General features: G+C 64.0%; 24 protein-coding genes and 1 tRNA gene. 18 read left to right on the forward strand and 7 right to left on the reverse strand.

From position 1 onward, the window contains the following. Positions 1-36: 36 nt before the first annotated feature. The 3 genes from ACTJK6_RS07170 to ACTJK6_RS07180 all read right to left on the reverse strand — a co-directional run bounded on the left by ACTJK6_RS07170 (position 37) and on the right by ACTJK6_RS07180 (position 3,089). The gene (locus tag ACTJK6_RS07170; protein ID WP_440838615.1) at positions 37-1,713 is read right to left on the reverse strand and encodes a Na/Pi cotransporter family protein; all 1,677 of its coding nucleotides are present in this window, start codon (positions 1,711-1,713) and stop codon (positions 37-39) included. Positions 1,714-1,732: 19 nt separating this feature from the next. Beyond that, positions 1,733-2,353 (reverse strand): LysE family translocator, encoded by a 621-nt coding sequence (locus tag ACTJK6_RS07175; RefSeq protein ID WP_440838616.1) that lies wholly within the window; start codon positions 2,351-2,353, stop codon positions 1,733-1,735. Positions 2,354-2,480: 127 nt separating this feature from the next. Next, positions 2,481-3,089, reverse strand: coding sequence for an adenine phosphoribosyltransferase (locus ACTJK6_RS07180; protein ID WP_045202521.1), 609 nt, complete (start codon positions 3,087-3,089; stop codon positions 2,481-2,483). Positions 3,090-3,196: 107 nt separating this feature from the next. Here ACTJK6_RS07180 and ACTJK6_RS07185 point away from each other — a divergent pair, with 107 nt between their 5' ends. Next, a complete protein-coding gene (locus ACTJK6_RS07185) occupies positions 3,197-3,775 on the forward strand; it encodes a DJ-1/PfpI family protein (protein WP_232041893.1) in 579 nt (192 codons plus the stop codon). A 41-nt stretch (positions 3,776-3,816) separates the two neighbouring features. Further along, a complete protein-coding gene (locus ACTJK6_RS07190; protein WP_232041892.1) occupies positions 3,817-4,221 on the forward strand; it encodes a ribbon-helix-helix domain-containing protein in 405 nt (134 codons plus the stop codon). Between the two features lie 9 nt (positions 4,222-4,230). Here the strand turns inward: ACTJK6_RS07190 and ACTJK6_RS07195 are convergent, their stop codons facing one another. Then, a complete protein-coding gene (locus ACTJK6_RS07195; protein WP_232041891.1) occupies positions 4,231-6,210 on the reverse strand; it encodes a monovalent cation:proton antiporter family protein in 1,980 nt (659 codons plus the stop codon). A 311-nt stretch (positions 6,211-6,521) separates the two neighbouring features. Here ACTJK6_RS07195 and ACTJK6_RS07200 point away from each other — a divergent pair, with 311 nt between their 5' ends. From ACTJK6_RS07200 to ACTJK6_RS07255, 12 genes are all read left to right on the forward strand, one after another. Then, positions 6,522-7,505: a KpsF/GutQ family sugar-phosphate isomerase gene (locus ACTJK6_RS07200; protein ID WP_260803110.1), complete on the forward strand. Its 984-nt coding sequence runs from the start codon at positions 6,522-6,524 to the stop codon at positions 7,503-7,505. A 16-nt stretch (positions 7,506-7,521) separates the two neighbouring features. Beyond that, a complete protein-coding gene (locus ACTJK6_RS07205; protein ID WP_316868272.1) occupies positions 7,522-8,118 on the forward strand; it encodes a KdsC family phosphatase in 597 nt (198 codons plus the stop codon). Positions 8,119-8,122: 4 nt separating this feature from the next. Beyond that, positions 8,123-8,755, forward strand: coding sequence for an LPS export ABC transporter periplasmic protein LptC (lptC, locus tag ACTJK6_RS07210; RefSeq protein ID WP_045202514.1), 633 nt, complete (start codon positions 8,123-8,125; stop codon positions 8,753-8,755). Between the two features lie 59 nt (positions 8,756-8,814). After that, on the forward strand, positions 8,815-9,405 hold the full coding sequence (gene lptA / locus ACTJK6_RS07215; RefSeq protein WP_260803112.1) for a lipopolysaccharide transport periplasmic protein LptA: 591 nt from the start codon (positions 8,815-8,817) through the stop codon (positions 9,403-9,405). Between the two features lie 30 nt (positions 9,406-9,435). Next, positions 9,436-10,224, forward strand: coding sequence for an LPS export ABC transporter ATP-binding protein (gene lptB / locus ACTJK6_RS07220; protein WP_440838617.1), 789 nt, complete (start codon positions 9,436-9,438; stop codon positions 10,222-10,224). A 96-nt stretch (positions 10,225-10,320) separates the two neighbouring features. Continuing rightward, on the forward strand, positions 10,321-11,829 hold the full coding sequence (locus tag ACTJK6_RS07225) for an RNA polymerase factor sigma-54 (RefSeq protein WP_440838618.1): 1,509 nt from the start codon (positions 10,321-10,323) through the stop codon (positions 11,827-11,829). Positions 11,830-11,879: 50 nt separating this feature from the next. Continuing rightward, a complete protein-coding gene (gene hpf / locus ACTJK6_RS07230; RefSeq protein ID WP_004633388.1) occupies positions 11,880-12,233 on the forward strand; it encodes a ribosome hibernation-promoting factor, HPF/YfiA family in 354 nt (117 codons plus the stop codon). A 347-nt stretch (positions 12,234-12,580) separates the two neighbouring features. Further along, a complete protein-coding gene (ptsN, locus tag ACTJK6_RS07235) occupies positions 12,581-13,036 on the forward strand; it encodes a PTS IIA-like nitrogen regulatory protein PtsN (protein WP_012761097.1) in 456 nt (151 codons plus the stop codon). Between the two features lie 73 nt (positions 13,037-13,109). Continuing rightward, on the forward strand, positions 13,110-14,084 hold the full coding sequence (gene hprK, locus ACTJK6_RS07240) for an HPr(Ser) kinase/phosphatase (protein WP_004633393.1): 975 nt from the start codon (positions 13,110-13,112) through the stop codon (positions 14,082-14,084). Positions 14,085-14,270: 186 nt separating this feature from the next. Next, on the forward strand, positions 14,271-14,612 hold the full coding sequence (locus ACTJK6_RS07245; RefSeq protein ID WP_260803113.1) for a PsiF family protein: 342 nt from the start codon (positions 14,271-14,273) through the stop codon (positions 14,610-14,612). 94 nt (positions 14,613-14,706) lie between these two features. Beyond that, complete coding sequence (rapZ, locus tag ACTJK6_RS07250; protein WP_232041885.1) at positions 14,707-15,600, forward strand: RNase adapter RapZ; 894 nt, start codon at positions 14,707-14,709, stop codon at positions 15,598-15,600. Positions 15,601-15,703: 103 nt separating this feature from the next. Next, positions 15,704-16,357: an LON peptidase substrate-binding domain-containing protein gene (locus tag ACTJK6_RS07255; protein ID WP_232041884.1), complete on the forward strand. Its 654-nt coding sequence runs from the start codon at positions 15,704-15,706 to the stop codon at positions 16,355-16,357. 30 nt (positions 16,358-16,387) lie between these two features. Here ACTJK6_RS07255 and mutY read toward each other — a convergent pair whose 3' ends face one another. The 3 genes from mutY to mutM all read right to left on the reverse strand — a co-directional run bounded on the left by mutY (position 16,388) and on the right by mutM (position 20,748). Beyond that, positions 16,388-17,536, reverse strand: coding sequence for an A/G-specific adenine glycosylase (gene mutY, locus ACTJK6_RS07260; protein WP_440838619.1), 1,149 nt, complete (start codon positions 17,534-17,536; stop codon positions 16,388-16,390). A gap of 103 nt (positions 17,537-17,639) precedes the next feature. Then, positions 17,640-19,583, reverse strand: a complete 1,944-nt coding sequence (locus ACTJK6_RS07265; protein ID WP_232041882.1) for a dynamin-like GTPase family protein — start codon at positions 19,581-19,583, stop codon at positions 17,640-17,642. Between the two features lie 289 nt (positions 19,584-19,872). After that, positions 19,873-20,748, reverse strand: a complete 876-nt coding sequence (gene mutM / locus ACTJK6_RS07270; RefSeq protein WP_440815910.1) for a bifunctional DNA-formamidopyrimidine glycosylase/DNA-(apurinic or apyrimidinic site) lyase — start codon at positions 20,746-20,748, stop codon at positions 19,873-19,875. A 101-nt stretch (positions 20,749-20,849) separates the two neighbouring features. On the opposite strand from mutM, the gene ACTJK6_RS07275 reads away from it, so the two are divergent. The 4 genes from ACTJK6_RS07275 to ACTJK6_RS07290 all read left to right on the forward strand — a co-directional run bounded on the left by ACTJK6_RS07275 (position 20,850) and on the right by ACTJK6_RS07290 (position 24,421). After that, positions 20,850-22,787, forward strand: a complete 1,938-nt coding sequence (locus ACTJK6_RS07275) for a tetratricopeptide repeat protein (protein WP_440815907.1) — start codon at positions 20,850-20,852, stop codon at positions 22,785-22,787. Next, the gene (gene lolB / locus ACTJK6_RS07280) at positions 22,787-23,410 is read left to right on the forward strand and encodes a lipoprotein insertase outer membrane protein LolB (protein ID WP_343619022.1); all 624 of its coding nucleotides are present in this window, start codon (positions 22,787-22,789) and stop codon (positions 23,408-23,410) included. Before ACTJK6_RS07275 ends, lolB begins: the two co-directional genes overlap by 1 nt. A 14-nt stretch (positions 23,411-23,424) precedes the next feature. Next, the gene (gene ispE, locus ACTJK6_RS07285) at positions 23,425-24,294 is read left to right on the forward strand and encodes a 4-(cytidine 5'-diphospho)-2-C-methyl-D-erythritol kinase (RefSeq protein ID WP_440838620.1); all 870 of its coding nucleotides are present in this window, start codon (positions 23,425-23,427) and stop codon (positions 24,292-24,294) included. 50 nt (positions 24,295-24,344) lie between these two features. Further along, a tRNA-Gln gene (locus tag ACTJK6_RS07290) sits at positions 24,345-24,421 on the forward strand. The last annotated feature ends 17 nt before the right edge of the window (positions 24,422-24,438 follow it).

Consider the following 24,438-nt stretch of genomic DNA (forward strand, 5'->3'; position numbering starts at 1 on the left):
CAGCTTCGGCTGCGCTTTTTTTTGAGCATGCAGGCGTCAGTGGCTGGCTGGCGCCGTCTCGGTCTCTACATCGTCCGCGTCTTTCATGCGGCTGCGGTTCAACGCCCCGGCTTCATCCAGCACGGAATACGCGGCCGCGCAGAACAACGAATTCAACCGCTTGAAATCGCTGATGATGTCCAGATGCAATGAGCTGGTCTCGATGCTCTCGGCTGTCTGGGCGGACACTCGCGTGAGGTGGCTGCGCGAGTAGCGTTTCTCCAGATCGCGGAAGTGGGCCTTTTCCAGCATCAGCTTCTGCGCGCTGCGCAGGTCGCCCGTCAGGAACACCGACAGTGCCAGCTTCAAGTTCGTGACGAGGCGCGCGTGCATGTCTTCCAGCTCTTCCATGCCGGCCTCGGAAAAGGCCAGCTTGTGCGCAATCTTCTTCTCGCGCACGTCCTGGAGCAGGCGGTCGAGAATGTCGCCGGCGTGCTCCAGGTTGATGGTGAGCGAGATGATGTCGGCCCAGCGCTTGCCCTCGCGCGCGTCCAGCGCTTCGTGGCTCAGCTGCGTGAGGTAGAGCTTGATGGCGGTGTAGAGCGCATCCACCTCGTCGTCGATGGCGCGGGTGGTTTGCAGCAGGCGCACGTCGTTGGTCTTGAGCACACGCAGGGTGTTGTCGAGCATGTGCTCAACGCGATCACCGATGCGCAACACCTCGCGCGCCGCGTTGCCCAGCGCCAACGTTGGCGTGGCCAGCGCAGAAGGATCGAGATAGCGCGGCGCAACGAGATCGTCGATGTGCGCGCCGCCCGGCAGGATGCGTGCGCACAGCCGCGCCATCGTATCGGTGAAGCCGATCAGCAGCACAGCCAGCGCCACGTTGAACACCACATGAAACGCCACGACCACGTGCTGTGGCGCGACGCCCGCGTGCGGCGCCCACTCGGCCAGCTTGCCAAGGAAAGGCAGTGCCAGCGCGGCGCCCAGCATGCGCGAGAGCAGGTTGCCCAGCGTTGCGCGGCGCGCGGCTTGGCTCGACGACGGCGTGGTCGCCAACGCGGCCACGGCACTGCCGATGTTTGCGCCCAGCACAATCGCGAAGGCCACCTTGACCGACACCGCGGCCGACGTCGCCAGCGTCGCGCAGAACAGCACCACAGCGAGGCTCGAATAGCACAGCAGCGTAAGCACCGCGCCAATCAGCATGTTCAGGCCGGTGTCCGACGAGAAGGAGCTCAGCAGCACGCGCAGCGCATTGGCTTCCACCATCGGGCTCGACGCGACCGAGATCAGCTCCAGCGCCATCATGATCAGCCCGAGCCCGATCAGTACCCGCCCAAAGTGCCCCACCGAGCTGCCCTTGCGCGACAGATGCAGGATCACGCCAAAGAAGATCAGCAGCGGAGACAGCCACGACAAATCCAGAGCGAACACCTGCGCCATGATGGCCGTGCCCACGTTGGCGCCCAGCAGAATCGCCAGCGCCGACGACACGCCCATCAGCCCTTGCGCAACAAACGCCCCGACGATGGTGGCCGTGGCGTTACTGCTCTGCACCAGGCACGTCACGCCGATGCCGGCCAACAGCGCAGAGAACCGGTTCGAGACGCTGCGCGACAGCAGGCGACGCAAGTCCGCGCCGTACAGGCGCAACATGCCGACCTTGACGGTCTGCGTGCCCCATACCAACAGGGCGACGCCGGAAAGCAGCTTAAGCAGGGTGATCATTGATGCCGTGCAGTCGTGCTTATTTGGTCAGGGCAACCCGCAGCCCCAGCCCGATGAAAATACAACCGCTCACCCGGTCGAGCCATAGCGAGGCGCGCGGTGTACGGCGCATCCAACCGCCCAGCACGGCCGCGCACCAACCGTAGACGCCGAACACAACGATGGTCTGCGCCATGAACACCCCGCCCAGCAGCAACATCTGCAACGCAGCATGGCCGGCCTGCGCATCGACGAACTGCGGCAGGAATACCACGAAGAACAGCGTCACCTTCGGGTTGAGCAAATTGGCAAAGACGCTCTGTCGATACACCTGCCAGAGGTCTGGCGCCGCCTGCGCTCCAGCATGATTCGGGCCGATACTGCCCTTGCTGCGTAGGGCCTGGACGCCCAGCCAGATCAGATACGCCGCGCCCAGCCAACGAATCGCCTGGAACGCCACAGGGGACGATTGCAGCACTGCGGCCAGCCCGAGTGCCGCCAGCGTCGTATGAAAGAGGCAGCCCGACGCGAACCCCGCCGCCGCCGACAGACCCGCCTTACGGCCCTGGCTTGCGCCGCGCGCGATCACTTGCAGGTTGTCCGGCCCCGGCATCACCGTGATGGCGATCGAGGTCAGCAGGAACAGCAATACGTGGGGCATCGACGTCTCCCGGGGGCGCAGGGAAAATGGAAACGATCATGCTACTGCGCGCGGCAGCAGAACGTCATATTTTTGTCACATGAGCGTATGCGGCTGGCCGCATCACGCACAGGCAGCGGGTGGCCGCTCAATGCCCATCAAACCGGCAGACCGTGAAGAGCGGAAGCCCGCCGTCGATCAGCAGTTGCGAGCCGCCCAATTCGGGCAGGTCGACAATCGCCGCGCCCTCCACCACTGTGGCGCCCAGCCGCTCAAGCAAGCGCTTGCCGGCCATCATGGTGCCGCCGGTGGCGATCAGGTCGTCGATCAAGAGAACGCGATCGCCGGGCTTGCAGGCATCGGCATGGATTTCCACCGTCGCGCTGCCGTATTCGAGCATGTACTCCTCGGCCACCGTGTTGAACGGCAACTTGCCTTTCTTGCGGATCGGCACGAAGCCCAGGTTCAGCTCATACGCCACGATCGAACCGAGGATGAATCCGCGCGCATCGATGCCCGCCACCAGGTTCAGCCCCTGCCCCATGTAGCGATGGACGAACACGTCCACCAGCACGCGCAGGCTCTTCGGGTCCTGCAGCAGCGGCGTGATATCGCGAAACATCACCCCGGCCTGCGGCCAGTCCGGCACCGTGCGGATGCGGTCGCGCAGGTAGCGCGATACATCGCCCAATTCGGTGGAAGCGGGAATGGATGACGGCGTGAGCAGCGCCGCCTGGTGAGGGGGAACCTGGTTCATGGCAAAAACGGAAAGCAGGAAACGTGGTCTGCGGTAATGGGTTACCACCCGGGCCGAATGGCGCCGAACCACAATGGGCAAACCCCAACCATACAGGAGACACGGCAATGGCAAAGAAAATTCTGATGCTGGTCGGCGACTATGTGGAGGACTACGAAGTCATGGTCCCCTTCCAGGCGCTGCAGATGGTCGGCCACACGGTGCACGCCGTCTGCCCGGACAAGCGCGCTGGCGATTCCGTCGCGACCGCCATCCATGATTTCGAAGGCGCGCAGACGTACTCCGAAAAACCCGGTCATCGCTTCACCGTCAACGCCACCTTGGCAGAGGTCGACCCGGCAGCGTATGACGCACTTGTCGTGCCCGGCGGCCGTGCGCCCGAATATCTGCGGCTGAACGCCCGCGTGCTGGATATCGTTCGGCACTTCGCCCAGGCGGACAAGCCCATCGCGGCCATCTGCCACGGTGCGCAGCTGCTGTCGGCGGCGGGTGTGCTGGAAGGCAAGGCGTGCTCGGCGTATCCGGCATGTGGCCCGGAAGTCACGGCGGCGGGCGGCACCTTCAAGGACATCCCCGTCGACCAGGCCCACACCGACGGCAAGCTGGTCACGGCGCCCGCCTGGCCGGCACATCCGGCGTGGTTGGCACAGTTTCTTGAAGTCCTGGGCACGCGGGTTCTACACTGATCCGGTTGCCCGCACGCCGGGCGCCCCAGGAGCCCCCGGCCATGTGCGAAATCTTCATCCGCGCCAATCCCCATTCGTATGACAGCCTCGCGCGTTCGCTACGCCTGCACGGCGTGGCGACCAGCGTGCGGCTGGAGTGCCTGTTCTGGGAGGTGCTCGAAGAGATCGGCCAGCGCGACGGCCTGACGGTCAACCAGCTCATCAGCAAGCTCTATGACGAGTTGTTCGAGCGTCGCGGCGAGGTGGCGAACTTCGCGTCATTCCTGCGCGTCTGCTGCCTGCGCTATCTGATGCTGAAGCAGGAGGGGCGCATTCCGGCCGATACGCGGGTGTCGATCAGTTCGCTCGATGCCGCGGCGGTGCTGGACGGCCTGCCGGCCAACATGGCGGATGCCCCGCCACCGCGCCGCTCGCGCGGGCCGCTGCTGGAAGCGTTCATCAAGTAAGCGCTGGCATCAACGCGGCGAGAGCCGCTCCTCGGCCATCTGCAGCCCCTCGGGGGTGCCGCGCAGCACAACGATATCGCCCAACTCCAGCACGGTGTCCGGATCAGGATCGAGCGCGCGAATGCCCTGGCGCCGGATCGCCGTGACCGAGGTCTTGAACGTCTCCAGCCCCATCGTGCCTAGCTTGTGGCCAATGGCAGGCGAGCCTTTGGCCAAAGGCACCGAATGCAGGCGCACGGCGTCGCGCTCCAGCATGTCTTCCTCGTCATCCTGACCATGGAAGTAGCCGCGCAGCAGGCTGTAACGTGCATCACGCATCTCCTGCGCACGCCGCACCACGCGGCGCAGCGGCACGCCCAGCAGCACCAGCGCGTGTGAGGCCAGCATCAGGCTCCCTTCGATAATTTCGGGCACGACCTCGGTGGCGCCAGCCTGCTGCAGCCGATCCAGGTCGGCATCGTCGATGGTGCGTACGATCACGGGCAGGGTCGGCTCCAGCGCCTGCACGTGGTGCAGCACCTTCAATGCGGACGCCGTATCGGCATACGTAACGGCGACCGCCGCTGCGCGGTGGATACCGGCGGCCACCAGTGACTCGCGCCGGGCGGCATCGCCGTAGACGACATGCTCGCCCGCGGCTGCGGCTTCGCGCACCCGGTCGGGGTCCAGATCGAGCGCGACATAGCCGATGCCCTCCTGCTCCACCATGTGCGCCAGGTTCTGGCCGCTGCGTCCGTAGCCGCAGATGATGACGTGGCGCTCCGTGGCGATGCTCTGCGCGGCAATCTTGGTCATGGCCAGCGATTGCATCAGCCAGTCCGTGCGCGACAGCCGCATGGCGATCACGTCGCTGTACTGGATCAGGAACGGCGCCAGAAGCATCGACAGCAGCATCGCCGCCAGGATCGCCTGGCCGAGCAGCGGGTCGATCAGTCTCATGCCGTCGATCTGGTTGAGCAGCACGAAGCCGAACTCACCGGCCTGCGCCAGCCCCAGCGCCGTACGGATCGCCGCGCCGCCTCCCGAACCGAAGGCACGTGCCAGCAGCGCAATCAGCACAAACTTGAACAGCACCGGCGCCATCACCAGGCCCAGCACCAGCGCCCAGTGCTCGAAGACCACGCGCGGGTCCAGCAGCATGCCGACCGTCACGAAGAAGAGCCCCAGCAGCACATCCCGGAACGGCTTGATGTCTTCTTCCACCTGCAGCTTGTACGGCGTTTCCGACACCAGCATGCCGGCCAGGAACGCGCCCAGCGCCATCGACAAGCCCAGCCGCTCGGTCAGCGCGGCCATGCCCAGCGTGACCAGCAGCAGGTTCAGCATGAACAGCTCCTGCGAGCGCCGAGCCGCCACCAGGTGGAACCAGCGCGAGAGCAGCTTCTGCCCCAGGAACAGGATCAGCACCAGCGCGACGGTGATCTTGAGCGCGGCAATGGACAGCGCGAGCACGAGGTCGGTCGGGTTCTTGCCCAATGACGGCACCACGATCAGCAGCAGCACGACCGCCAGATCCTGGAACAGCAACACGCTGATGATGTTGCGGCCGTGCTCGGTCTCGAGCTGCAGACGCTCGGCCAGCATTTTTGAGACGATGGCCGTGGACGACATGGCCAACGCGCCGCCCAGCGCCAATCCTGCCTGCCACGACAGCGGATACCAGTGGGACAGCACCATCGAAACCGGAATCGTGAGCAGGATGGTCAGCCCCACCTGCGACGCCCCGAGCCCCAGCACCAGCCGCCGCATCGAACGCAGCTTGGAGAGGTTGAACTCCAGCCCGATCGAGAACATCAGGAAGACCACCCCGAATTCCGCCAGGTAGCGCGTCTGCGCCGTATCGGATTCCAGCCCGGTCGCCTTCGGCCCGATGAGGACGCCCACCACGAGGTACGCCAGCATCGGCGGCAATTGCAGCATCCGGAACAACACCACGCCGATCACGGCGGCGGCCAGCAACACGAGGGTGAGTTCCAGCGGCGAATGCATGCGACGCGAAAAACCAATCGAAAGGAGTTGGACAGGAGGGCCAGCGCCCGCGCATCAGGACGGTGCGTGCGCAAGCGAGCACGTAGGCGTTGCAAGACCGATGCCAGGATATAAACGAAGAACGTGCTACGCGAGACGCCGCAGAGCAAAAAATGACGGCGTGGCGACGGGCAGAAAAGTGATTTGCAAGCTGAATGCCGCGGCGCAGCAAAACGAAGCGCCCGCACGCTCCGCCAACCTCCCCGCAAGCCAAGTCCCAACGCGCCGCCAGCGGCCGAGGACAATGTCAATCGTTGTTATACTTCGCCGCCATGATAGCGAATTTCAATCCGGATCGAGCGCTTGCGCTGGCGCAGCAAACCTTCGACATCGAAGCGCAAGCCGTCCTCGGTCTCAAAACCCAGGTGTCCGCCGACTTTGCGCGCGCGGTCGAAATGGTGCTCGGCTGCACAGGCCGCGTCGTCGTGTCCGGCATGGGCAAATCGGGCCACGTGGCGCGCAAGATTGCCGCCACGCTGGCCTCCACCGGCACGCCAGCCTTCTTTGTGCACCCGGCCGAAGCCAGCCATGGCGACCTCGGCATGGTCACCCGCGACGACGTTTTCATCGGCTTTTCCAATTCCGGCGAAGTGTCGGAGCTGAACGTCATCCTGCCGCTGGTCAAGCGGCTGGGCGCCAAGCTGATTGCCGTCACGGGGAACCCGGAGTCCTCGCTCGGCAAGCACGCCGACGTGGTGCTCAACTCCCACGTCGATGTCGAAGCCTGCCCGCTGAATCTTGCCCCTACCGCCAGCACCACCGCGCAGATTGCGCTGGGCGATGCGTTGGCCGTGGCCGTGCTCGACGCGCGCGGCTTCGGTGCCGAAGACTTCGCACGCTCGCATCCGGGCGGATCGCTCGGCCGCAAGCTGCTGACGCACGTGCGTGACGTCATGCGCGCCGGCGACGCCATCCCGCGCGTGAACGAAGACACGCCGCTGTCGCAGGCGCTGATGGAAATCACCCGCAAGGGCATGGCGATGACCGCCGTGGTCGATGCGCAAGGCCGCGCCGTGGGCGTGTTCACCGACGGCGACCTGCGCCGCCTGCTCGAAACTCCGCGCGACTGGCGCACCGTGCCTATCCACGAGGTCATGCACAGCAACCCGCGCTCGGTCGGCCCCGACCAGCTCGCCGTTGAAGCCGTCGAAGTCATGGAAACGCACCGTATCAACCAGTTGCTGGTGGTCGATGCCGCCGGCCTGCTGGTCGGCGCGCTGCACATCCACGACCTGACGCGGGCCAAGGTCATCTGACCCGCCCACGCCGCTGATGACCACCCCGGCCCCGTTTCCCACCGACAGCGTCCACAGCAACATCGACGCACGCTTTCCGCAGGCAATGGAACGCGCCGCGCGCGTGCGTCTGATGGTGTTCGATGTGGATGGCGTGCTGACCGACGGCCGCCTGCTGGTCGGTCCTGAGGGTGAAATCAGCAAGGCGTTCGACACGCTGGACGGCCACGGCATCAAGCTGCTGGCACAGGCCGGCGTCATGCCGGCCATCATCAGCGGACGGCAATCCGAAATCGTGGCCTGGCGCGCCGGGGAACTCGGCATCGAACATCTGTACCAAGGCGTAGCCGACAAGCGCGAGGCATTTGCCCACCTGTTGGCCGCCACGCAACTTCAGGCCACCGACGCCGGCTACATGGGCGACGACTGGCCCGACCTGCCGGTGATGACGATGGTGGGCTTTACCGCCTGCCCCGCCCAGGCCCATGCCGAACTGCGCAGCCGCGCCCACTATGTGGCCCAGGCCACGGGCGGACGCGGCGCAGTGCGCGAAGTCGCCGACCTGATCCTCAAGGCCCAAGGCGCCTACGACGCCCTGCTTGCGCAACTGCTGCAGGCCCCGCAATCCTTCTGACTCCATGGCCAGCGAACGCTCCCAACGCCTCGTCTCCACCGTGCTGCAGGTCATGCTGCGCGGGCTGCCGATCCTGCTGATGGCAATCGTCTGCGGCGTCACGTTCCTGCTTGTGCAGGTCAACACCCCGCAAACGGACGAAGCCGCCACCCAGCCCAAGCGCCACATCGCCGACTACACCATGGACGGCATCTCGGCCACCGCGCTGGACGAGACCGGCACGACCAAATACCGCTTCACCGGCGTCCACATGAACCACTATGAGGACGACCTGACCTACGACGTCACGTATCCCGCACTGCGCGTGTATGCGCCCGACCGCCCGCAGGTCACCGCCCGCGCAGACCTCGGCAAGATGAACGGCGACGGCACCATCATCGATCTGTACAACAATGCCAAAGTCATCCGCGCGCAGGGCCCCGACGCCCGCCAGGACCCGCTGATGACGGCCGATTCGACGTACTTCCAGGTGCTGCTCAACGACGACATCGTGCGCACCGACAAGCCGGTCGAGTTGCACCGGGGGCCGTCGATCATGAACGCCAACGGCCTCACCTTCAACAACGTGACGCGCCAAGTACAATTGCTGGGCAACGTGCGCGGCCGAATCGAAGGGCTGGGGGCGCCGAAGCAGTAAACTCTGCCCCCGACACCTGACAACGCCCACCGACCGCGCCCTTCTCCGACGTGATCCCCATGACTGATTCCCTCCGTGCTGCCGGCCTCGCCATCGTCGCTGCGCTGCTGCTACCGGCCCTGCCCGCACACGCCGAGCGTGCCGACCGCGACAAGCCGCTCGTGCTCGAAGCCGACAACGCCAGCTACGACGATCTGAAGCAGGTCTATCACTTGACCGGCAACGTAGTGCTGACCAAGGGCACCATGGTGCTGCGCTCCGACGAGGCCGATCTGAGAACCGATCCGGAGGGCTACAACTACGCCGTCGCCACGTCCAAGCCCGGCAACCTGGCCTTCATTCGCCAGAAGCGGGACAACGTCGACGAATACATCCAGGGTTGGGGCGAGCGCATCGAATACGACGGCAAGCAAGAGATTTCCAAGCTGATCACCCGGGCGCGCATGGAGCGCCTGCAAGGCGCTACGCAGCTCGACGAGATCCGCGGCGCCGTGATCACATACGACGGCCAGAAGGAGTTCTACACGGCCTCGGGCGGCGCGGAAAACGCCACCTCCGCCAATCCGTCGGGCCGCGTGCGCGCCGTTCTAGCACCGCGCACGAGCACGCCTGGCACACCGGCGGCATCCAGCCCGGCTGCCAAGCCCTGATCCGCACCGCCTGTCTTTTTTGTTCTGCTTATGTCTGCCACCACCCTCGCCCCCAAAACTGCAGCGCCGCAGGCCACGACTTCCAGCACGCTGGTCGTCCGCCATCTGAAGAAGCGCTACGGCACGCGCACCGTGGTCAAGGACGTGTCGCTTGACGTGAAAAGTGGCGAGGTGGTCGGCCTGCTGGGCCCCAACGGTGCAGGTAAGACGACCTCGTTCTACATGATCGTCGGCCTGGTGGCGCTCGACGCCGGCGACATCGTGCTCGACGGCCAACACATCAGCCGCCTGCCGATCCACCAGCGTGCGCGCATGGGCCTGTCGTATTTGCCGCAGGAAGCGTCGGTGTTTCGCAAGCTCAACGTGCAGGAAAACATCCGCGCGGTGCTCGAGCTGCAGGAGCAGAACGGCAAGAAGCTCTCGCAAGACGAAGTCAACCGCCGCCTCGACGGCCTGCTCGACGACTTGCAGATCGCTCACCTGCGCGACAACCCCGCGCTGTCGCTTTCGGGCGGTGAGCGCCGCCGCGTGGAAATTGCGCGCGCTCTGGCCTCGTCGCCGCGCTTCATCCTCCTGGATGAACCGTTTGCCGGCGTCGACCCGATCGCGGTGGGCGAGATTCAACGCATCGTCAGCTTCCTGAAAGACCGCAACATCGGCGTGCTGATCACCGATCACAACGTGCGCGAAACGCTGGGCATCTGCGATCACGCGTACATCATCAGCGAAGGGACCGTGCTGGCTGCAGGCGTGCCGGAACAGATCATCGAAAACGAGGATGTACGCAAGGTCTATCTGGGCGATAACTTCCGGATGTAAGCCACGCTGCACGCTTACGCCTTAAGGACGTGGCAAAGCCGCACCTTAAAGCAAAATCCGTTCCATCGACCGAGTGTTGGGCATAGAATAGCCCGCATGAAACAGTCGCTCCAGCTCCGTCTCTCCCAGCATCTCGCGCTCACGCCGCAGTTGCAGCAATCGATCCGATTGCTGCAGTTGTCGACCATCGAACTGCAGCAGGAAGTTGAGCAGGCCCTGACTGAAAACCCGCTGCTGGAGCGGGAAAACGAGTGGCTCGACACCTCCGCACGCATCGGCGCGGACGGCTCCGTGAACGCGTTGCAAAGCAACAGTGCCACGCCCCTGCCCACCGAATCGCCTCCGCCCGCACCCAACGGTGGCGACAGCAGCGACACCCCCGACAGCTACGAGAACAGTCACGACAACGGCGCCGATTTCGACAGCGATTACGGTTCCGACCGCTCCGACTGGAGCCTTGACGACTTCGCCCGCAAACCGCAATCCGACGAAGACGACCGCGCCCCGCTGCAATTGCGCGAGGCCGAACAAAGCCTGCGCGAATTCCTCATGGAACAGCTCGCACCGCTCAAGCTGTCGATACGCGACAAGGGCCTCGTCATTTTCCTGATCGAGTCGCTCGACGACGAAGGCTATCTGGCAGGCACACTCGACGAAATCCTCGCGGATCTGCCTGCCGAACTCGAAGTCGAACTCGACGAACTGCAAGCCGCGCTACGCATGCTGCAGAGTTTTGATCCGCCTGGCATTGGCGCACGCTCAGCCGCCGAGTGCCTGTCACTGCAATTGCACCGGCTCGATTCGCCCGCGAAGGCGCTGGCGCTCATCATCGTCAATCAGCATCTCGAACTACTGGCTGCGCGTGACTACACGCGCCTGAAGAAGGCACTGTCTGTCGACGAACCCGCACTGAAAGCAGCGCATGAGCTGATCCGTTCACTGGCACCGTTCCCGGGTCATGCGTTCGGTCGCGCCGAGGCGGATTTCGTGGTGCCTGACGTGATCGTGCGCAAGACAAGCGCAGGCTGGATGGCGCAACTGAATCCCGATGTGATGCCGCGCCTGCGCATCAACGACATGTACGCGCAGATCCTGCGCAGCAGCCGCGGTGAATCGGGCGCCGCCAATCTACAGCAGAAGCTGCAGGAAGCACGTTGGCTGATCAAGAACATCCAGCAGCGCTTCGATACGATCCTGCGTGTCTCGCAAGCCATTGTCGAGCGTCAAAAGAGCTTCTTCACGCACGGCGAAATCGCCATGCGCCCCTTGGTTTTGCGGGAAATAGCCGATACACTGGGTCTACACGAGTCCACGATCTCCCGTGTGACAACCAACAAATACATGGCGACCCCGATGGGGACGTTCGAGTTGAAGTACTTCTTCGGCAGCCATGTATCGACGGAAACCGGCGGGGCTGCGTCATCCACTGCGATACGCGCGCTCATCAAGCAACTTGTAGGAGCCGAAGACCCGAAGAATCCTCTGTCCGATAGCAGAATTGCCGAGCTGTTAGGCGAACAAGGATTCGTGGTGGCCCGTCGGACGGTGGCCAAATACCGCGAAGCCCTCAAGATCCCTGCAGTGAATTTGCGCAAGTCTTTATAGCCGCATCGCGGGCAGTTCCGGTGCGGCTCATCTTGAGAAGGAGAACCGCTATGAACTTCAAACTCAGTGGACACCACCTGGACATCACGCCCGCTTTGCGTGAGTACGTGGAAACGAAACTGGAGCGTGTGATCAGGCACTTCGATCAGGTGATTGGCGTCAGCGTGTTGCTATCGGTCGATAACCACAAGGAGAAGGATCGGCGTCAGTACGCGGAAATCAACTTGCACCTCAAGGGTAAGGACGTCTTCGTCGAATCACACCATGAAGATCTTTATGCGGCCATCGACCTACTCGTCGATAAACTGGACAGGCAAGTGATCAAGTACAAGGACCGCGTGCAGGGGCACGATCGTGACAGCATGAAGCACCAAGCCTTCCAGGCCGTGCAGATGCAGCAATAGCAGGACGGCACCGCAAAAACCGCGCCCCGAGTTGGCGCGGTTTTTTTATGCCGTGGTGCATTCGTGACGAATCCGATTGCAACGGATTTAAGTCGGGCTAAAATCTGACGAAAGTATGAATGCTGGCGTGGCGCGGTTTTTGGCGCGATGCTGGCAAAAACAGGGTCGATGCCGCGCGCAGATTGCCGGCACCGACTGATCGCAGCCCCTGGGGGATTCGCTTCTCTGCCCTGCGCGGTGCACCACTGGTGCGCCGCACAAAGCCGCGCGGCACGTGGTCTATAATGACCCCATTGTCCGCGCGCCATCTTGGTGCAGAAGGACGCCGCTCATTTCACGCATTGCACATGAATCGCTTGGCCAAACTGCTGCCGCCCGGGAACATTGCCCTCGACGTCAGCGTAACCAGCAAAAAGCGGGTATTTGAACAGGCCGGCCTGCTGTTCGAGAACAACCACGGCGTGACGCGCGCAGTCGTCACCGACAACCTGTTTGCGCGCGAGTCGCTTGGATCCACGGGCCTGGGAGCCGGCGTGGCCATTCCGCATGGCCGTATCAAAGGGCTCAAGCAACCGCTGGCTGCATTCATGCGCCTGTCCGAGCCGGTGCCTTTTGAGTCACCGGACGGCAAACCCGTCTCGTTGCTGATCTTTTTGCTGGTGCCCGAACAGGCGACCCAGCAACATCTGGAAATCCTCTCTGAAATCGCCCAACTGCTGTCCGACCGAGACATGCGCGAAGGCCTCGCCACCCTGCCGTCGCCCGAGGCGATTCACCAGCTACTGACCGACTGGCGGCCCTGATCGCAGCGCAATCGGTGGCAAGCGCAACCGATTGCGAACGCGCTATGCCCCGTCGGCACCACTGTGCCCTGCTATGGAACTGACCGGCGTCATCGCCCAATCGATCTTTGACGACAACGCAGCTGATTTGAAGCTGTCGTGGGTCGCCGGCCTGGAGGGCGCGGACCGCGCGTTCGACGTGGATTTCGCCAAGGAAGCGACGTCTGCGGCGGATCTGGTCGGGCACTTGAACCTCATCCACCCGAATCGCATCCAGGTGCTCGGCAAGCCCGAGATCACCTATTACCAGCGCTTATCGGAAGAAAACCGCAAGCGGCAGATGGGCGAGCTGATCCTGCTGGAACCGCCCTTCCTGGTCGTGGCCGATGGCGTGGATCCGCCGCCCGATCTGGAACTGCGCTGCACGCGCTCTTCCACACCGCTGTTTACATCGCCGATTTCGTCAGCCGCTGTCATTGATCATCTGCGTCTGTATCTGTCGCGCATCTCGGCACCGCGCGTGACAATGCACGGGGTGTTTCTCGACATCCTCGGCATGGGCGTGCTGATCATGGGCGACTCCGGCCTGGGCAAAAGCGAATTGGGCCTGGAGCTGATCTCGCGCGGTCATGGTCTGGTAGCCGATGACGCAGTCGATTTCGTGCGCCTCGGGCCGGACTTTATCGAAGGCCGCTGCCCGCCGCTGCTGCAGAATCTGCTGGAAGTGCGCGGTCTGGGGCTGCTCGACATCAAGACGATTTTCGGTGAGACGGCGGTGCGCCGGAAGATGAAGATCAAGCTCATCGTTCAGCTCGTGCGCCGCAACGATGGTGAGTTCGAGCGCCTGCCACTCGATTCGCAATACCTCGATGTGCTCGGGCTGCCCATTCACATGGTGAAGATCCAGGTGGCAGCCGGCCGCAACTTGGCCGTGCTGGTCGAAGCCGCCGTGCGCAACACGATCCTGCGCCTGCGCGGCATCGATACGTTGCGCGACTTCATGGACCGCCAGCGCGCCGCCATGCAGGCCGAAGCTGCCTCGCACTCGCCTCAGGGTCGCCTGCTTTAACAAAGTCGCCACAAAGTTTCGCGATCGGGCCGGTTTTACCCTAGTTTTTGGTGGGAAACGTCAACCCGTCATGCGGCCTCTCCGTTGTGGGAGGGAATGCGCCGAGCACGCACGCGGCGGCGTTCATCGCGAGCGCGGCGGCCGTCTTCGCCCGCTCTTCTGACGGTACCCAAGGAGAACACGACGATGAAACAACTGATTGCCGCTTGCGCCCTGGCGCTCCCGTTCCTGGCTGGCCAGGCATTCGCCCAAGGTAGCGCACCGGCAGCCGCGCCGGCCGCACCTGCTGCCGCTCCGGCAGCCAAGAATTCGCAGCAAGACAAGATGAAGCAATGCAACATGGACGCCGCCGGCAAGAAGGGCGACGAGCGCAAGGCGTTCATGAAAGGCTGCCTGTCTGACAAGCCGGCTGCGGCCGCCAAGCCGATGACGCAGCAGGAAAAGATGGCAGCCTGCTCCAAGGCCAACAAGGGCAAGAAGGGCGACGAGTACAAGAAAGCCCAAAAAGAGTGCCTCTCGAAGGGCTGAGTATTGCTTTAGCTTCGCTTCAAAAAAGGCGGCCAGATCGGTCGCCTTTTTTACTGGTCGCTGCTTTGCAACACAGGGATGCTATCCTCGCGGCATGCGGATCATTCTCATCACCGGTATGTCGGGTTCAGGGAAATCGGTCGCCCTGAACGTGCTCGAAGACGCAGGTTATTACTGTGTCGACAACCTGCCCGCGCAGTTCATCCCCGAACTGGCGCGCTATCTGGCGGACCAGGGTTATACGCATCTGGGCGTGGCCACTGACATCCGCAGCCGTGAATCGCTGCGCAAGGTGCCCGAGACGGTCACCGTGCTGCGCAAGGAACACGACGTGCGCATGCTGTTCCTGACTGCGAGCACGAACGCGCTGGTGCAGCGCTATTCCGAGACGCGCCGCCGGCATCCGCTGTCGATCCGTAACGGCCGCCCTGATACCGCCGCCAACGTGCAAGCGGCCACCAAGGGCCTGGACACCTCGCTTATCGAAGCGATCGAAATGGAGCGCGAGCTGCTGAGCCCGCTTGCTGATCCGGCCCATCGCATCGACACGAGCACGCTGCGCACAAACGCCCTGCGCGCGTACATCAAGGAATTCATCAGCGACGAGCCGCACGACATCACGTTGATGTTCGAATCGTTCGGCTTCAAGCATGGCGTACCGACCGACGCCGATCTCGTCTTCGACGTGCGTTCGCTGCCCAACCCATACTACGACACGCAACTGCGCCCACTCACGGGGCGCGACCAGCCCGTCGTCGATTTCCTGCAAAGCCAGCCGATGGTGCTTGCGATGGCAGAGGACATCCGCGCCTACGTGGAAAAGTGGCTGCCGAGTTTCATCGCCGACAACCGCAGCTACCTGACTGTAGCGATCGGCTGCACCGGCGGCCAGCATCGTTCCGTGTACATCGCGGAACGGCTTGCCACGTACTTCCGCGCGCATGGTAATGTGTTGGTCCGCCACCGCGAATTGGCCGTAGACGGCTGAACTGCGCGCCGGACACACTCCGCGCGTCGGTCAGCTTCATTTGGATGCGGCTTGTTGCGCGGCGCCCGCGAAGGTCTTGCCGCCGCCTGCTGAAAGCCCGTCCATGCAAGAAGACATCGCTCTCTCGCCGTTCTCGCCGCTGCCGCCGCTGCCCACCGAGCTGCCGCTCTTTCCGTTGCACACGGTGCTGTTTCCGGGCGGCCTTCTCCCGCTGCGCATTTTCGAAGCCCGCTACATGGACATGGTGCGCACGTGCCTGCGCGACAAGACGCCGTTCGGCGTCTGCCTGATCGAGCGCGGCAATGAAGTCGCCACCATAGACGGCCCGACCGTACCGGTCGACGTTGGCTGCATCGCCCATATCGTCGAATGCGACATGGAGCAGCTCGGCCTGCTAATGATCAAGGTACGCGGGACGCAGCGCTTCAAGGTGCTGACGTTCGAGACCACGCCAAACGGCCTCATGCGCGGCACCGTGGAGCCCATCGGCACCGACGTGGAAGACTGCAAGGGCGAACTCTTCGACGACTGTGTGGGCGCCCTGCGCCGCATCATCACGACGCTCGGCTCACGCGAAGACGGCAACGTCCCGATGGCGGAGCCCTACGAGTGGACCAGTCCGAGCTGGGTCGCGAATCGGCTGTGCGAACTGCTGCCGGTGCCGCTCAAGGCCAAGCAGAAACTGATGGAACTGATGGACGCCGGGATGCGCATCGAGATCGTCCATCGCTACATGAAGCAGCATCACATTCTGTGATGCCTTATCAGCCAAGCCCGGCCGAACTGGCTAGATCAGGCTTGGCTGCACCAGCGTCTCCAGCGCCAACTTCACCGGCGCCGGCAATCCCACCGAATTGAGTTGCGCGAGCGGTACCCAGCGCCAGTCCTCGGCGAGCGGAGCGGGCATGGTGACGTCCGCGCGCAGCAGGTGCATATGCAGACGGAAGTGCGTGAAGGTGTGCGTGAGCGCGCCGGCCGTCTCCACGGTCGAGACAGCGCCGTATGCCTGCGCAGCACGACGCACGGCGCCCGCGTCCAACGGATGCGCATCGAGCGCGTCGTCCATCTCGCCCACCAGCGGCAAGGACCACAATCCACCCCAGATGCCGCGTTGCGGACGACGCTGCAACAGCACCGCATCCTCGTGCAGCGCGATGACGAGTGTCGCGGCACGCTCGGGTATCGCCTTGCGCGGGCGCGGCACGGGCAACTCCGTCACGCGATCGGTACTGCGCGCTTCGCATAGCGATTCGAGCGGACAGGCGCGTTCGCCGGTCAAGCATGCCGGCTTGCCGCGCGTGCACACCGTGGCCCCAAGATCCATCAAACCCTGCGTGTACGGTTGAATGCCGTCTGCCGGAGGCAGCACGGCTTCGGCGATACGCCACATGGTGTCTTCGACGCGCTTGTCGCCAGGAAAGCCGTCGATGCCGAACACGCGCGCGAAGACGCGCTTGACGTTGCCATCGAGAATGGCCGCACGCACGCCATACGAAAACGCGGCGATGGCCGCGGCGGTCGAGCGGCCGATGCCCGGCAACGTCGCCAGCACGTCGGGATCGCGCGGGAAGATGCCGCCGTGCTCCGCCACCACGATCTGCGCGCAGCGATGCAGGTTGCGCGCGCGTGTGTAATAGCCCAGGCCGGCCCAAGCAGCCATGACGTCGTCTGCCGGCGCAGCGGCCAGAGCCTGCACGGTCGGGAAGCGCTCGATGAAACGTGCATAGTAGCCCAGCACCGCGCTCACCTGAGTCTGCTGCAGCATGATCTCTGACAGCCACGTGCGATACGCGTCGCCGGTGTTCTGCCATGGCAAGTGGTGGCGGCCATGACGCTGCTGCCACGCGATCACGCGCACGGCGAAATCATCGGGAAGCGAAGGCAAAACGGCAGCAGGTTGTGCGGCGCGGCGCGTGCGGCGAGGGGTGGCGGTCATGCGTGTGATGAGGAAGCGGCGAGCAGAAGATGCGCGCTGGCGGCGATCCTACCAGAACAAAAAAGGCGCCCGCAGGCGCCTTCTCCGTAACCGACGGTGCGCGTCAGGCCGCGACCGACTGCCGCTCCAGAATCGTCCCGGCCGCAAGAATGCGATCGGTGTACTGGGCGATCGTGCCGCTGCGCTCATCCAGCGTATTGAGCAGCGCTTCGAGTTCGGTGATGCGCGCTTCCAGCGTATCGGTGGCCTCGTGAATGCGCTCGATCGAATCCACGCGCTTGCGCAGTTGCTTCTGGTGATCGCGCACCTGCGCTTCGAGCGGCGTCATGACCGACTTCAGCCAGATCTCGATATCGCGGTTCATGTCCTGGAAGGTATCCAGCACGCGGCTGGCCACCGTCGAGAACGCGCCGTGCACGAGCTGCGGCTTCGGACGCGTCAGGAAGCTGAACGCGCCAAAGTGGTTGTGCGCCAGCATCAGCGTCTCTTTCAGATCGGCATCGTAGCGCGTGCCCAAAAACCGCAGCGGCGGCGACAGCGTGAAGCCGTGCTCGGCGTTGAACTTCTTGTACATGCCGTCGACCATCTGGTGCAGTTGATCGATGCGATTGGCTGCGTCGCGCACCAGGCCGGTCAGGTGGCCGAACAGCTTGTCCATGTCGTCGCGCAGGCCGCGGGAGAACACGCGCTCCTTCATCTTCTCGCGCGCTTCGCGCATCGTCGAGCGGATCTGCTTGAGCTGCACACTCTTGATGATCTCTGCGCTGTGGCGGCCGAACACCGTACGCAGCGCCTGGAACTTGGCGATGCTCTGCTCGAACTCTTCCTTCTCGCCCTGCACGCGCATCAACATGTGCTTGACCATCGTATGGTTCTTGCCGCGCAGGCCGCGCAGTTCGAACAACTGCTCGACGATGTCGCGGCGGCGCATCTGCAGCAGTTGCTGCGCGCCGGTGGCCATGTCCTTCACCGCCAGTTGAACCTGCTCGGTAACGATCTCGCGACGCTGCGGAATCAACTGATCCGACAGCACCGACTCCAGCTCCGGCAGCCGGCTCTTGGCCAGCAGTTCATGGTCATGGCTGACCTTGGCGACCAGGCCCTTCTGCGCCGACACCGGATACACGCGCTCGACATCGATATCGAGCACCTGCGCGGTCGTCATGATCTGGCGGCTGACTTCGCTCTCGACTTCCTCTTCGGACTTGAGCGGATCCCACAGGCCGTCGACCTTGTTGAGCACCGCGATGCAGCCTTTGCGCTGACCACCGCCCACATGCGAGCGCCAAAGTTCCAGGTCACTCTTGGTCACGCCGGCATCCGCCGCCAGCACGAACACGACGACGTGCGCATCCGGAATCAGGCGCAGCGTCAGCTCCGGCTCGGTACCAATGGCGTTCAGGCCTGGCGTATCCAGGATCACCAGCCCCTGCTTGAGCATCGGGTGCGGGAAATTGATGATCGCGTGACGCCACTTCGACACTTCGACCGTACCAGCGGCATCCACCGAGAACGCGGCATCCGGATCCGCGTCGTTATAGAGGCCCAGCTGCTCGGCTTCTTCCTTGGGCACGCGCACGGTTTCCACCACGTGGCGGAACGCTTCGAGCATGCCCTCGGGCGACGACGGATCGAGCGGCACGGACAGCCAGTGGCTGCCCGCATCGCGAAAATCGGCGGTCGATGCATCATGCAGACGCGTCTCGATCGGCAGCAGGCGGATCGACGGCGGATAGCTTTCGTCGTACATCAGCTCGGTCGGACACATCGTGGTCCGGCCCGCCGACGACGGCAAAATGCGGCGGCCAAAATCCGCAAAGAAGATGGCGTTGATCAGCTCGCTCTTGCCGCGCGAGAACTCGGCAATAAAGGCAACCTTCAGTTTGTCGCTGCGCAGGACACCGCGAATGCGCTGCGCGCGCATGTCAGCCTGGGCGTCGTACAGCTCCTGGGCTTGCAGCCAGTCCTGGAATTCCCCCACCGACTGCAGTACCGAAGCGCGCCAGGCGCTGTACTGCTCGAACTGTGTGCTCAGTGTGTTGTTCATCGTTCTGTCTTATTGTGTGCGCGACCCGACCGCAAAGAAAAATGCACGCGCCCCTCGACATCGCTGTTCCGCCCAATTACGGCACAGAAATGCACAAATTTAGGTGGAACGATACAGCGAACCGCCAGCTTCCGGGCGAACTTTCCGCAAGGTTCTCCAGCCCGGGCAGACAAGTGTTGCGGGATGCCATCGGCGGCCGGACACCCCACTTCAAAAACCTTGCGAAAAGGCAGTCGGATCGCTCCAGCACCACGTTTTCAGGCGGCTTTCGATGCCCTTGGCAGACCGATCAGCGCTGGCAGGTCGGGCAATAGAACGTGGAGCGCTGCCCCTGGACAATCTGGCGGATCGGCGTGCCGCACACGCGGCACGGCAGACCGGCGCGGTCGTAGACGAAGGCTTCGAGTTGGAAGTAGCCGCTCTGTCCGTCTGACCCGACAAAATCGCGCAGCGTGCTGCCGCCCCGTGCGATGGCATCGGCCAGCGTGACGCGAATGGCCTCGGCCAGCGCCGCATAGCGCGGCCGGCTGATGCGGCCCGCCGCCGTGGTCGGCCGGATACCGGCGCGGAACAAGCTCTCCGAACAATAGATATTGCCCACGCCGACCACGATGTCGCCTGCCAACAGCGCCGACTTGATGGCAACCCGGCGCCCGCGCGTGCGGGCAAACATCCAGTCGCCGTCGAATCGCGCATCGAACGGCTCAATGCCCAGATTGCGCAGCAGCGGATGTTCAGCCAAGCCGGCTTCGTCCCCGGCGTGCCAGAGCACGGCACCAAAGCGGCGCGGGTCTCGATAGCGCAGTGTGATGAGTACGCCAGTTGCGTCGGCCAGGTCGATGTCGACGTGATCGTGTGTGCCGGGCGGCACGGGCGCCTCCAGCACGCGCAACGTGCCGGTCATGCCCAGGTGAATCAGCAGCCAGCCACCTGCGGCATCAGCATGGCTTGCGGATTGGCTTACCGCGGGCATGCATTCGATGAGCAGGTATTTACCCCGGCGCAGCAAGCGCGTAACAGTCAGGCCCGCGAGCAATTCCGGCAGCGCAGGATCGATCGGCCAGCGCAAGCCGTGATGGCGCACCACGGCGCGCACGATACGTCGCCCCGTAATATGGGGTAGCAAACCCAGGCGAGTGACCTCGACCTCCGGCAACTCAGGCATCGAACCTCCATCCCATGTGCTGCTCCAACCTTTTTTACGATGCGGGCGATTGTAGCGGTCAGGCTACAATGCCCTGAACCCTTATCCGGAGCTTCGAGACCATGCCTCACGCCCTCTCACGTTCGCCTGCGATGCAACGCCCGCAGCGATTTCCGCGCAGCCGAACGGCCCTCCTGGCCGCGCTGGTGGCGGGAGGGCTGATGAGCCTGCCGGCCTGGTCGTCGCAGTCGGCTGCCGGCGCACCACTCGTTGCCCAAGCGGCGCAGGAAAGCGGCGCAGGCGGCCGCGCAGCCATCCAAATTGAGCGCTCGCGCCCGCGTACTGGTCTGCTGAGTTCGGAGCGCACAGATCTGCCGCGTGTCGCGCTCACTGAAGACATCATGTACCGCGTGCTGGCATCGGAGGTGTCACTGCAGCGCGGGCTGGTCGAACCGGCGTACCGCACCTACCTCGCACTCGCACAGGAGACGCGCGACCCCCGCTTTGCCCAGCGCGCCACGGAAATCGCATTTCTGACACGCTCCCCCGCGCAAGCCCTGACCGCCGCGCGCCTGTGGGTGGAGCTATCACCGACGTCCATGCCGGCACGCCAGGTGCAGCAGCTCCTGCTGGTGGCCACGGGCCAGTGGTCGGAAGTCGAACCGATGCTGCAGGCGCAGTTGAACAAGGTCTCGCCCGGCCAGCGTGCCGATGCCCTGCTGCAATTGCAGCAGCAGATGTCCAAGAGCAGCGATCCGGCGGGTGCCGTAGGCGCGCTGCAGCGTATCGCCTCGCATGACATGCAGCGCCCCGAAACGCATCTGGCCCTGGCACGAGCGAAGGTTGCCGCCAAGGATGTCCCCGGCGCGCTGACGGAATTGGACGCCGCGCTCAAGCTGCGCCCCGGTTATGAAGACGCCGCCATCCTCGCCGCCGAACTGCGTGCCGATGGCGATCCCGATGCCGCCATCGCTGGCCTGCGCAGCTTCCTGAAAGCAGCACCAGCCTCCATCGACGGCCATCTGACGCTCGCCCGCCTGTACCTCATGCGCAATCAGCAAGACAAGGCGCGCGCTGAATTCGAAGCACTCAAGAAGATCGCGCCCAACGATGCGCGCATCACGCTTGCCCTGGGCCTGCTGAACCTGCAACAGCGCCAGTACGACGACGCCGAGCGTTACCTAAAGGAATACGTCGTCGCCACCGCCAAGTCGCCCACGCTGAGCCCCGAACCTGGCTACCAGGGCCTCGCCCAACTGGCTGAAGAAAAGCGCGACTACGCCGCCGCGCTGGGCTGGGTCGACAAGATCACCGGTTCCGCCAACGGCGACGCCGATGGCCAGACCGCACTGGCAGCGGGCATCAAGCGCGGCCAGCTCCTCGGCAAGCTGCGCCGTATCGACGAGGCACAGCAGACCTTCGACGAGCTCGTCGCCGATTCCGAGGACGTGCCCGACGGCCCGCGCCGCCAGGCACTGATGGACGGCATCCGCCAGGCAGAAATCGGCATGCTGATGGACGCCAAGGCCTACGGCCGCGCCCGCGCCCGCGTCAACGAGCTGCTCAAGACCGATCCGGACAACGTCGAATACACGTACCAACTGGCGATGCTCGAAGAGCACGACGGCCACTACGACAACATGGAAACGCTGTTGCGCAAGGTGATTGACCTGCGCCCCGGCCAGGCCATCGGCTACAACGCGCTCGGCTACTCGCTGGCCGATCGAAACGTGCGCCTGCAGGAAGCGCAGGAGCTGCTGGAGAAAGCGGTGTCGCTGGCGCCGGACGATCCCTACATCGCCGACAGCCTCGGCTGGGTCAAATACCGTCGCGGCGATCTGCCCGCCGCCACCGACATCCTGCGCAAGGCGTGGGCTGCCGCCCCGCAAGCCGAAATCGGCGCACACCTGGGCGAAGTGCTGTGGCAATCGGGCAAGCAGGACGACGCGCGCCAGATCTGGACCGAAGCGTCCAAGCTGGACGTGAACGATTCCACGCTGCGCGACACGCTGCGCCGCTTCGGCCAGCCGGTGCCCAATGTTCCCGTGAGTGCAAATTGATGGCGATGCGGTTCACGCGCGCGCTTGGCGCGCTGATGCTTGGCGCTGGCTGCGCGCTGTTCAACGGCTGCACAACCTTGCGGCCGGCCAACGATCTCTTCGCCGGCGCGCAAGACGCCGATGCCACCATCACGCGCTATCAGGGTCGCTTCTCAGCCCATTACACGCAGAACAATGCCGAGCAAAGCGCCGTCGGCAGCTTCCTCTGGCGTGAGCGCGGACCCGATGTGCAGCTTGAGCTGATGTCGCCACTGGGCCAGACGCTGGCCATCGTCAGCCAGAGCAACCAGGGCGCCACGCTCGAACTGCCGAACCAGCCGCCGCGCCGCGCCCCCGAAGTCGACACGCTGATGCAGGATGCGCTCGGCTTTTCGCTGCCGGTCTCCGGCCTGCGGGACTGGTTGCGCGCCCGCCCCGCTCCCGGTACACCGGCACGCGTGGCGCGTGACGCGCAATCGCGCCCCGAAACCATCGAGCAGAACGGCTGGACCGTCCACTACGTCGCCTGGACTGACGACGGCAATAATGCCGACGGCGCCAAGGCCAGCATCCGCCGGCTCGATCTTGACCGCCCGCAGGGCACCAATGGCCCGCTCTCGGTGCGGCTCGTGCTCGACCGGTAACGCCTCGCTTCATCATGTCTTCCGCACCCGTCGAGCTGCGTGATTGCCCAGCGCCCGCCAAGCTCAACCTCTTCCTGCACGTGGTCGGCCGCCGGCCCGATGGCTACCATCTGCTGCAAACCGTCTTCCAGCTGATTGACTGGAGCGACACGCTGCATTTCGCGCGCCGCACCGACGGCCGTCTCGTGCGCATCACCGATATCCCCGGCGTGCCCGCCGATGACGACCTCGTGATCCGGGCCGCGCGCCTGCTGCAAGCGGAAACCGGCTGCACCTACGGCGTCGACATCGCCATCGAGAAACGCCTGCCGATGGGCGGTGGCATTGGCGGTGGCTCGTCTGATGCCGCCACCACGCTGCTTGCGCTCAATCGTCTCTGGGGCCTCGACCTGCCGCGCACACAACTGATGAAGATCGGCCTCAAGCTCGGCGCCGACGTGCCCTTCTTCGTGTTCGGCCAGAACGCCTTCGCCGAGGGAATCGGTGAAAAACTCACACCTGTCACGCTGCCGCCGGCCGCCTTCGTGGTGATTCACCCACGCGTGCATGTACCCACCCCCGCAATTTTTTCCGATGAAGGGTTGACACGCGATACGCCACTCACCATAATTACGGACTTTCCTGACCAACAAATTGTTTTCGCTTACGGTCGCAACGACCTGCAAGCAGTGGCGGAAAGGAAATACGGCGAAATCGCCCGAGCACTTGTCTGGCTGCGTCAATTCAGCCCTCTGGCAAGAATGACCGGATCCGGTGCCTGCGTGTTCGCTCCGTTCGACAACGTCGAGCATGCGCAAGCGGTAGCGGATCAGGTGCCTTCCGAATGGGAAGGTCGGTGTGCGGCAGGTCTGACGCATCACCCGCTCGCAAGATTTGCTGTGTAAGGTTTGCAGTTATCGCTTCTGCAATGGAGGCGGTAACCGATAGGTTGTGTAGGGGCGTCGCCAAGCTGGTTAAGGCACCGGATTTTGATTCCGGCATGCGTAGGTTCGAATCCTTCCGCCCCTGCCATTTTCTTCCTCATGTTC

Origin of the sequence: Ralstonia sp. 22086 (assembly GCF_052045975.1) — a bacterium.
GTDB classification, from domain to species: Bacteria; Pseudomonadota; Gammaproteobacteria; order Burkholderiales; family Burkholderiaceae; genus Ralstonia; species Ralstonia wenshanensis.

Coding starts and splice junctions, on each gene's coding strand:
- ACTJK6_RS07170 (WP_440838615.1), bottom strand. CDS start 1,713: ATGATCACCCTGCTTAAGCTGCTTTCCGGCGTCGCCCTGTTGGTATGG.
- ACTJK6_RS07175 (WP_440838616.1), bottom strand. CDS start 2,353: ATGCCCCACGTATTGCTGTTCCTGCTGACCTCGATCGCCATCACGGTG.
- ACTJK6_RS07180 (WP_045202521.1), bottom strand. CDS start 3,089: ATGAACCAGGTTCCCCCTCACCAGGCGGCGCTGCTCACGCCGTCATCC.
- ACTJK6_RS07185 (WP_232041893.1), top strand. CDS start 3,197: ATGGCAAAGAAAATTCTGATGCTGGTCGGCGACTATGTGGAGGACTAC.
- ACTJK6_RS07190 (WP_232041892.1), top strand. CDS start 3,817: ATGTGCGAAATCTTCATCCGCGCCAATCCCCATTCGTATGACAGCCTC.
- ACTJK6_RS07195 (WP_232041891.1), bottom strand. CDS start 6,210: ATGCATTCGCCGCTGGAACTCACCCTCGTGTTGCTGGCCGCCGCCGTG.
- ACTJK6_RS07200 (WP_260803110.1), top strand. CDS start 6,522: ATGATAGCGAATTTCAATCCGGATCGAGCGCTTGCGCTGGCGCAGCAA.
- ACTJK6_RS07205 (WP_316868272.1), top strand. CDS start 7,522: ATGACCACCCCGGCCCCGTTTCCCACCGACAGCGTCCACAGCAACATC.
- lptC (WP_045202514.1), top strand. CDS start 8,123: ATGGCCAGCGAACGCTCCCAACGCCTCGTCTCCACCGTGCTGCAGGTC.
- lptA (WP_260803112.1), top strand. CDS start 8,815: ATGACTGATTCCCTCCGTGCTGCCGGCCTCGCCATCGTCGCTGCGCTG.
- lptB (WP_440838617.1), top strand. CDS start 9,436: ATGTCTGCCACCACCCTCGCCCCCAAAACTGCAGCGCCGCAGGCCACG.
- ACTJK6_RS07225 (WP_440838618.1), top strand. CDS start 10,321: ATGAAACAGTCGCTCCAGCTCCGTCTCTCCCAGCATCTCGCGCTCACG.
- hpf (WP_004633388.1), top strand. CDS start 11,880: ATGAACTTCAAACTCAGTGGACACCACCTGGACATCACGCCCGCTTTG.
- ptsN (WP_012761097.1), top strand. CDS start 12,581: ATGAATCGCTTGGCCAAACTGCTGCCGCCCGGGAACATTGCCCTCGAC.
- hprK (WP_004633393.1), top strand. CDS start 13,110: ATGGAACTGACCGGCGTCATCGCCCAATCGATCTTTGACGACAACGCA.
- ACTJK6_RS07245 (WP_260803113.1), top strand. CDS start 14,271: ATGAAACAACTGATTGCCGCTTGCGCCCTGGCGCTCCCGTTCCTGGCT.
- rapZ (WP_232041885.1), top strand. CDS start 14,707: ATGCGGATCATTCTCATCACCGGTATGTCGGGTTCAGGGAAATCGGTC.
- ACTJK6_RS07255 (WP_232041884.1), top strand. CDS start 15,704: ATGCAAGAAGACATCGCTCTCTCGCCGTTCTCGCCGCTGCCGCCGCTG.
- mutY (WP_440838619.1), bottom strand. CDS start 17,536: ATGACCGCCACCCCTCGCCGCACGCGCCGCGCCGCACAACCTGCTGCC.
- ACTJK6_RS07265 (WP_232041882.1), bottom strand. CDS start 19,583: ATGAACAACACACTGAGCACACAGTTCGAGCAGTACAGCGCCTGGCGC.
- mutM (WP_440815910.1), bottom strand. CDS start 20,748: ATGCCTGAGTTGCCGGAGGTCGAGGTCACTCGCCTGGGTTTGCTACCC.
- ACTJK6_RS07275 (WP_440815907.1), top strand. CDS start 20,850: ATGCCTCACGCCCTCTCACGTTCGCCTGCGATGCAACGCCCGCAGCGA.
- lolB (WP_343619022.1), top strand. CDS start 22,787: ATGGCGATGCGGTTCACGCGCGCGCTTGGCGCGCTGATGCTTGGCGCT.
- ispE (WP_440838620.1), top strand. CDS start 23,425: ATGTCTTCCGCACCCGTCGAGCTGCGTGATTGCCCAGCGCCCGCCAAG.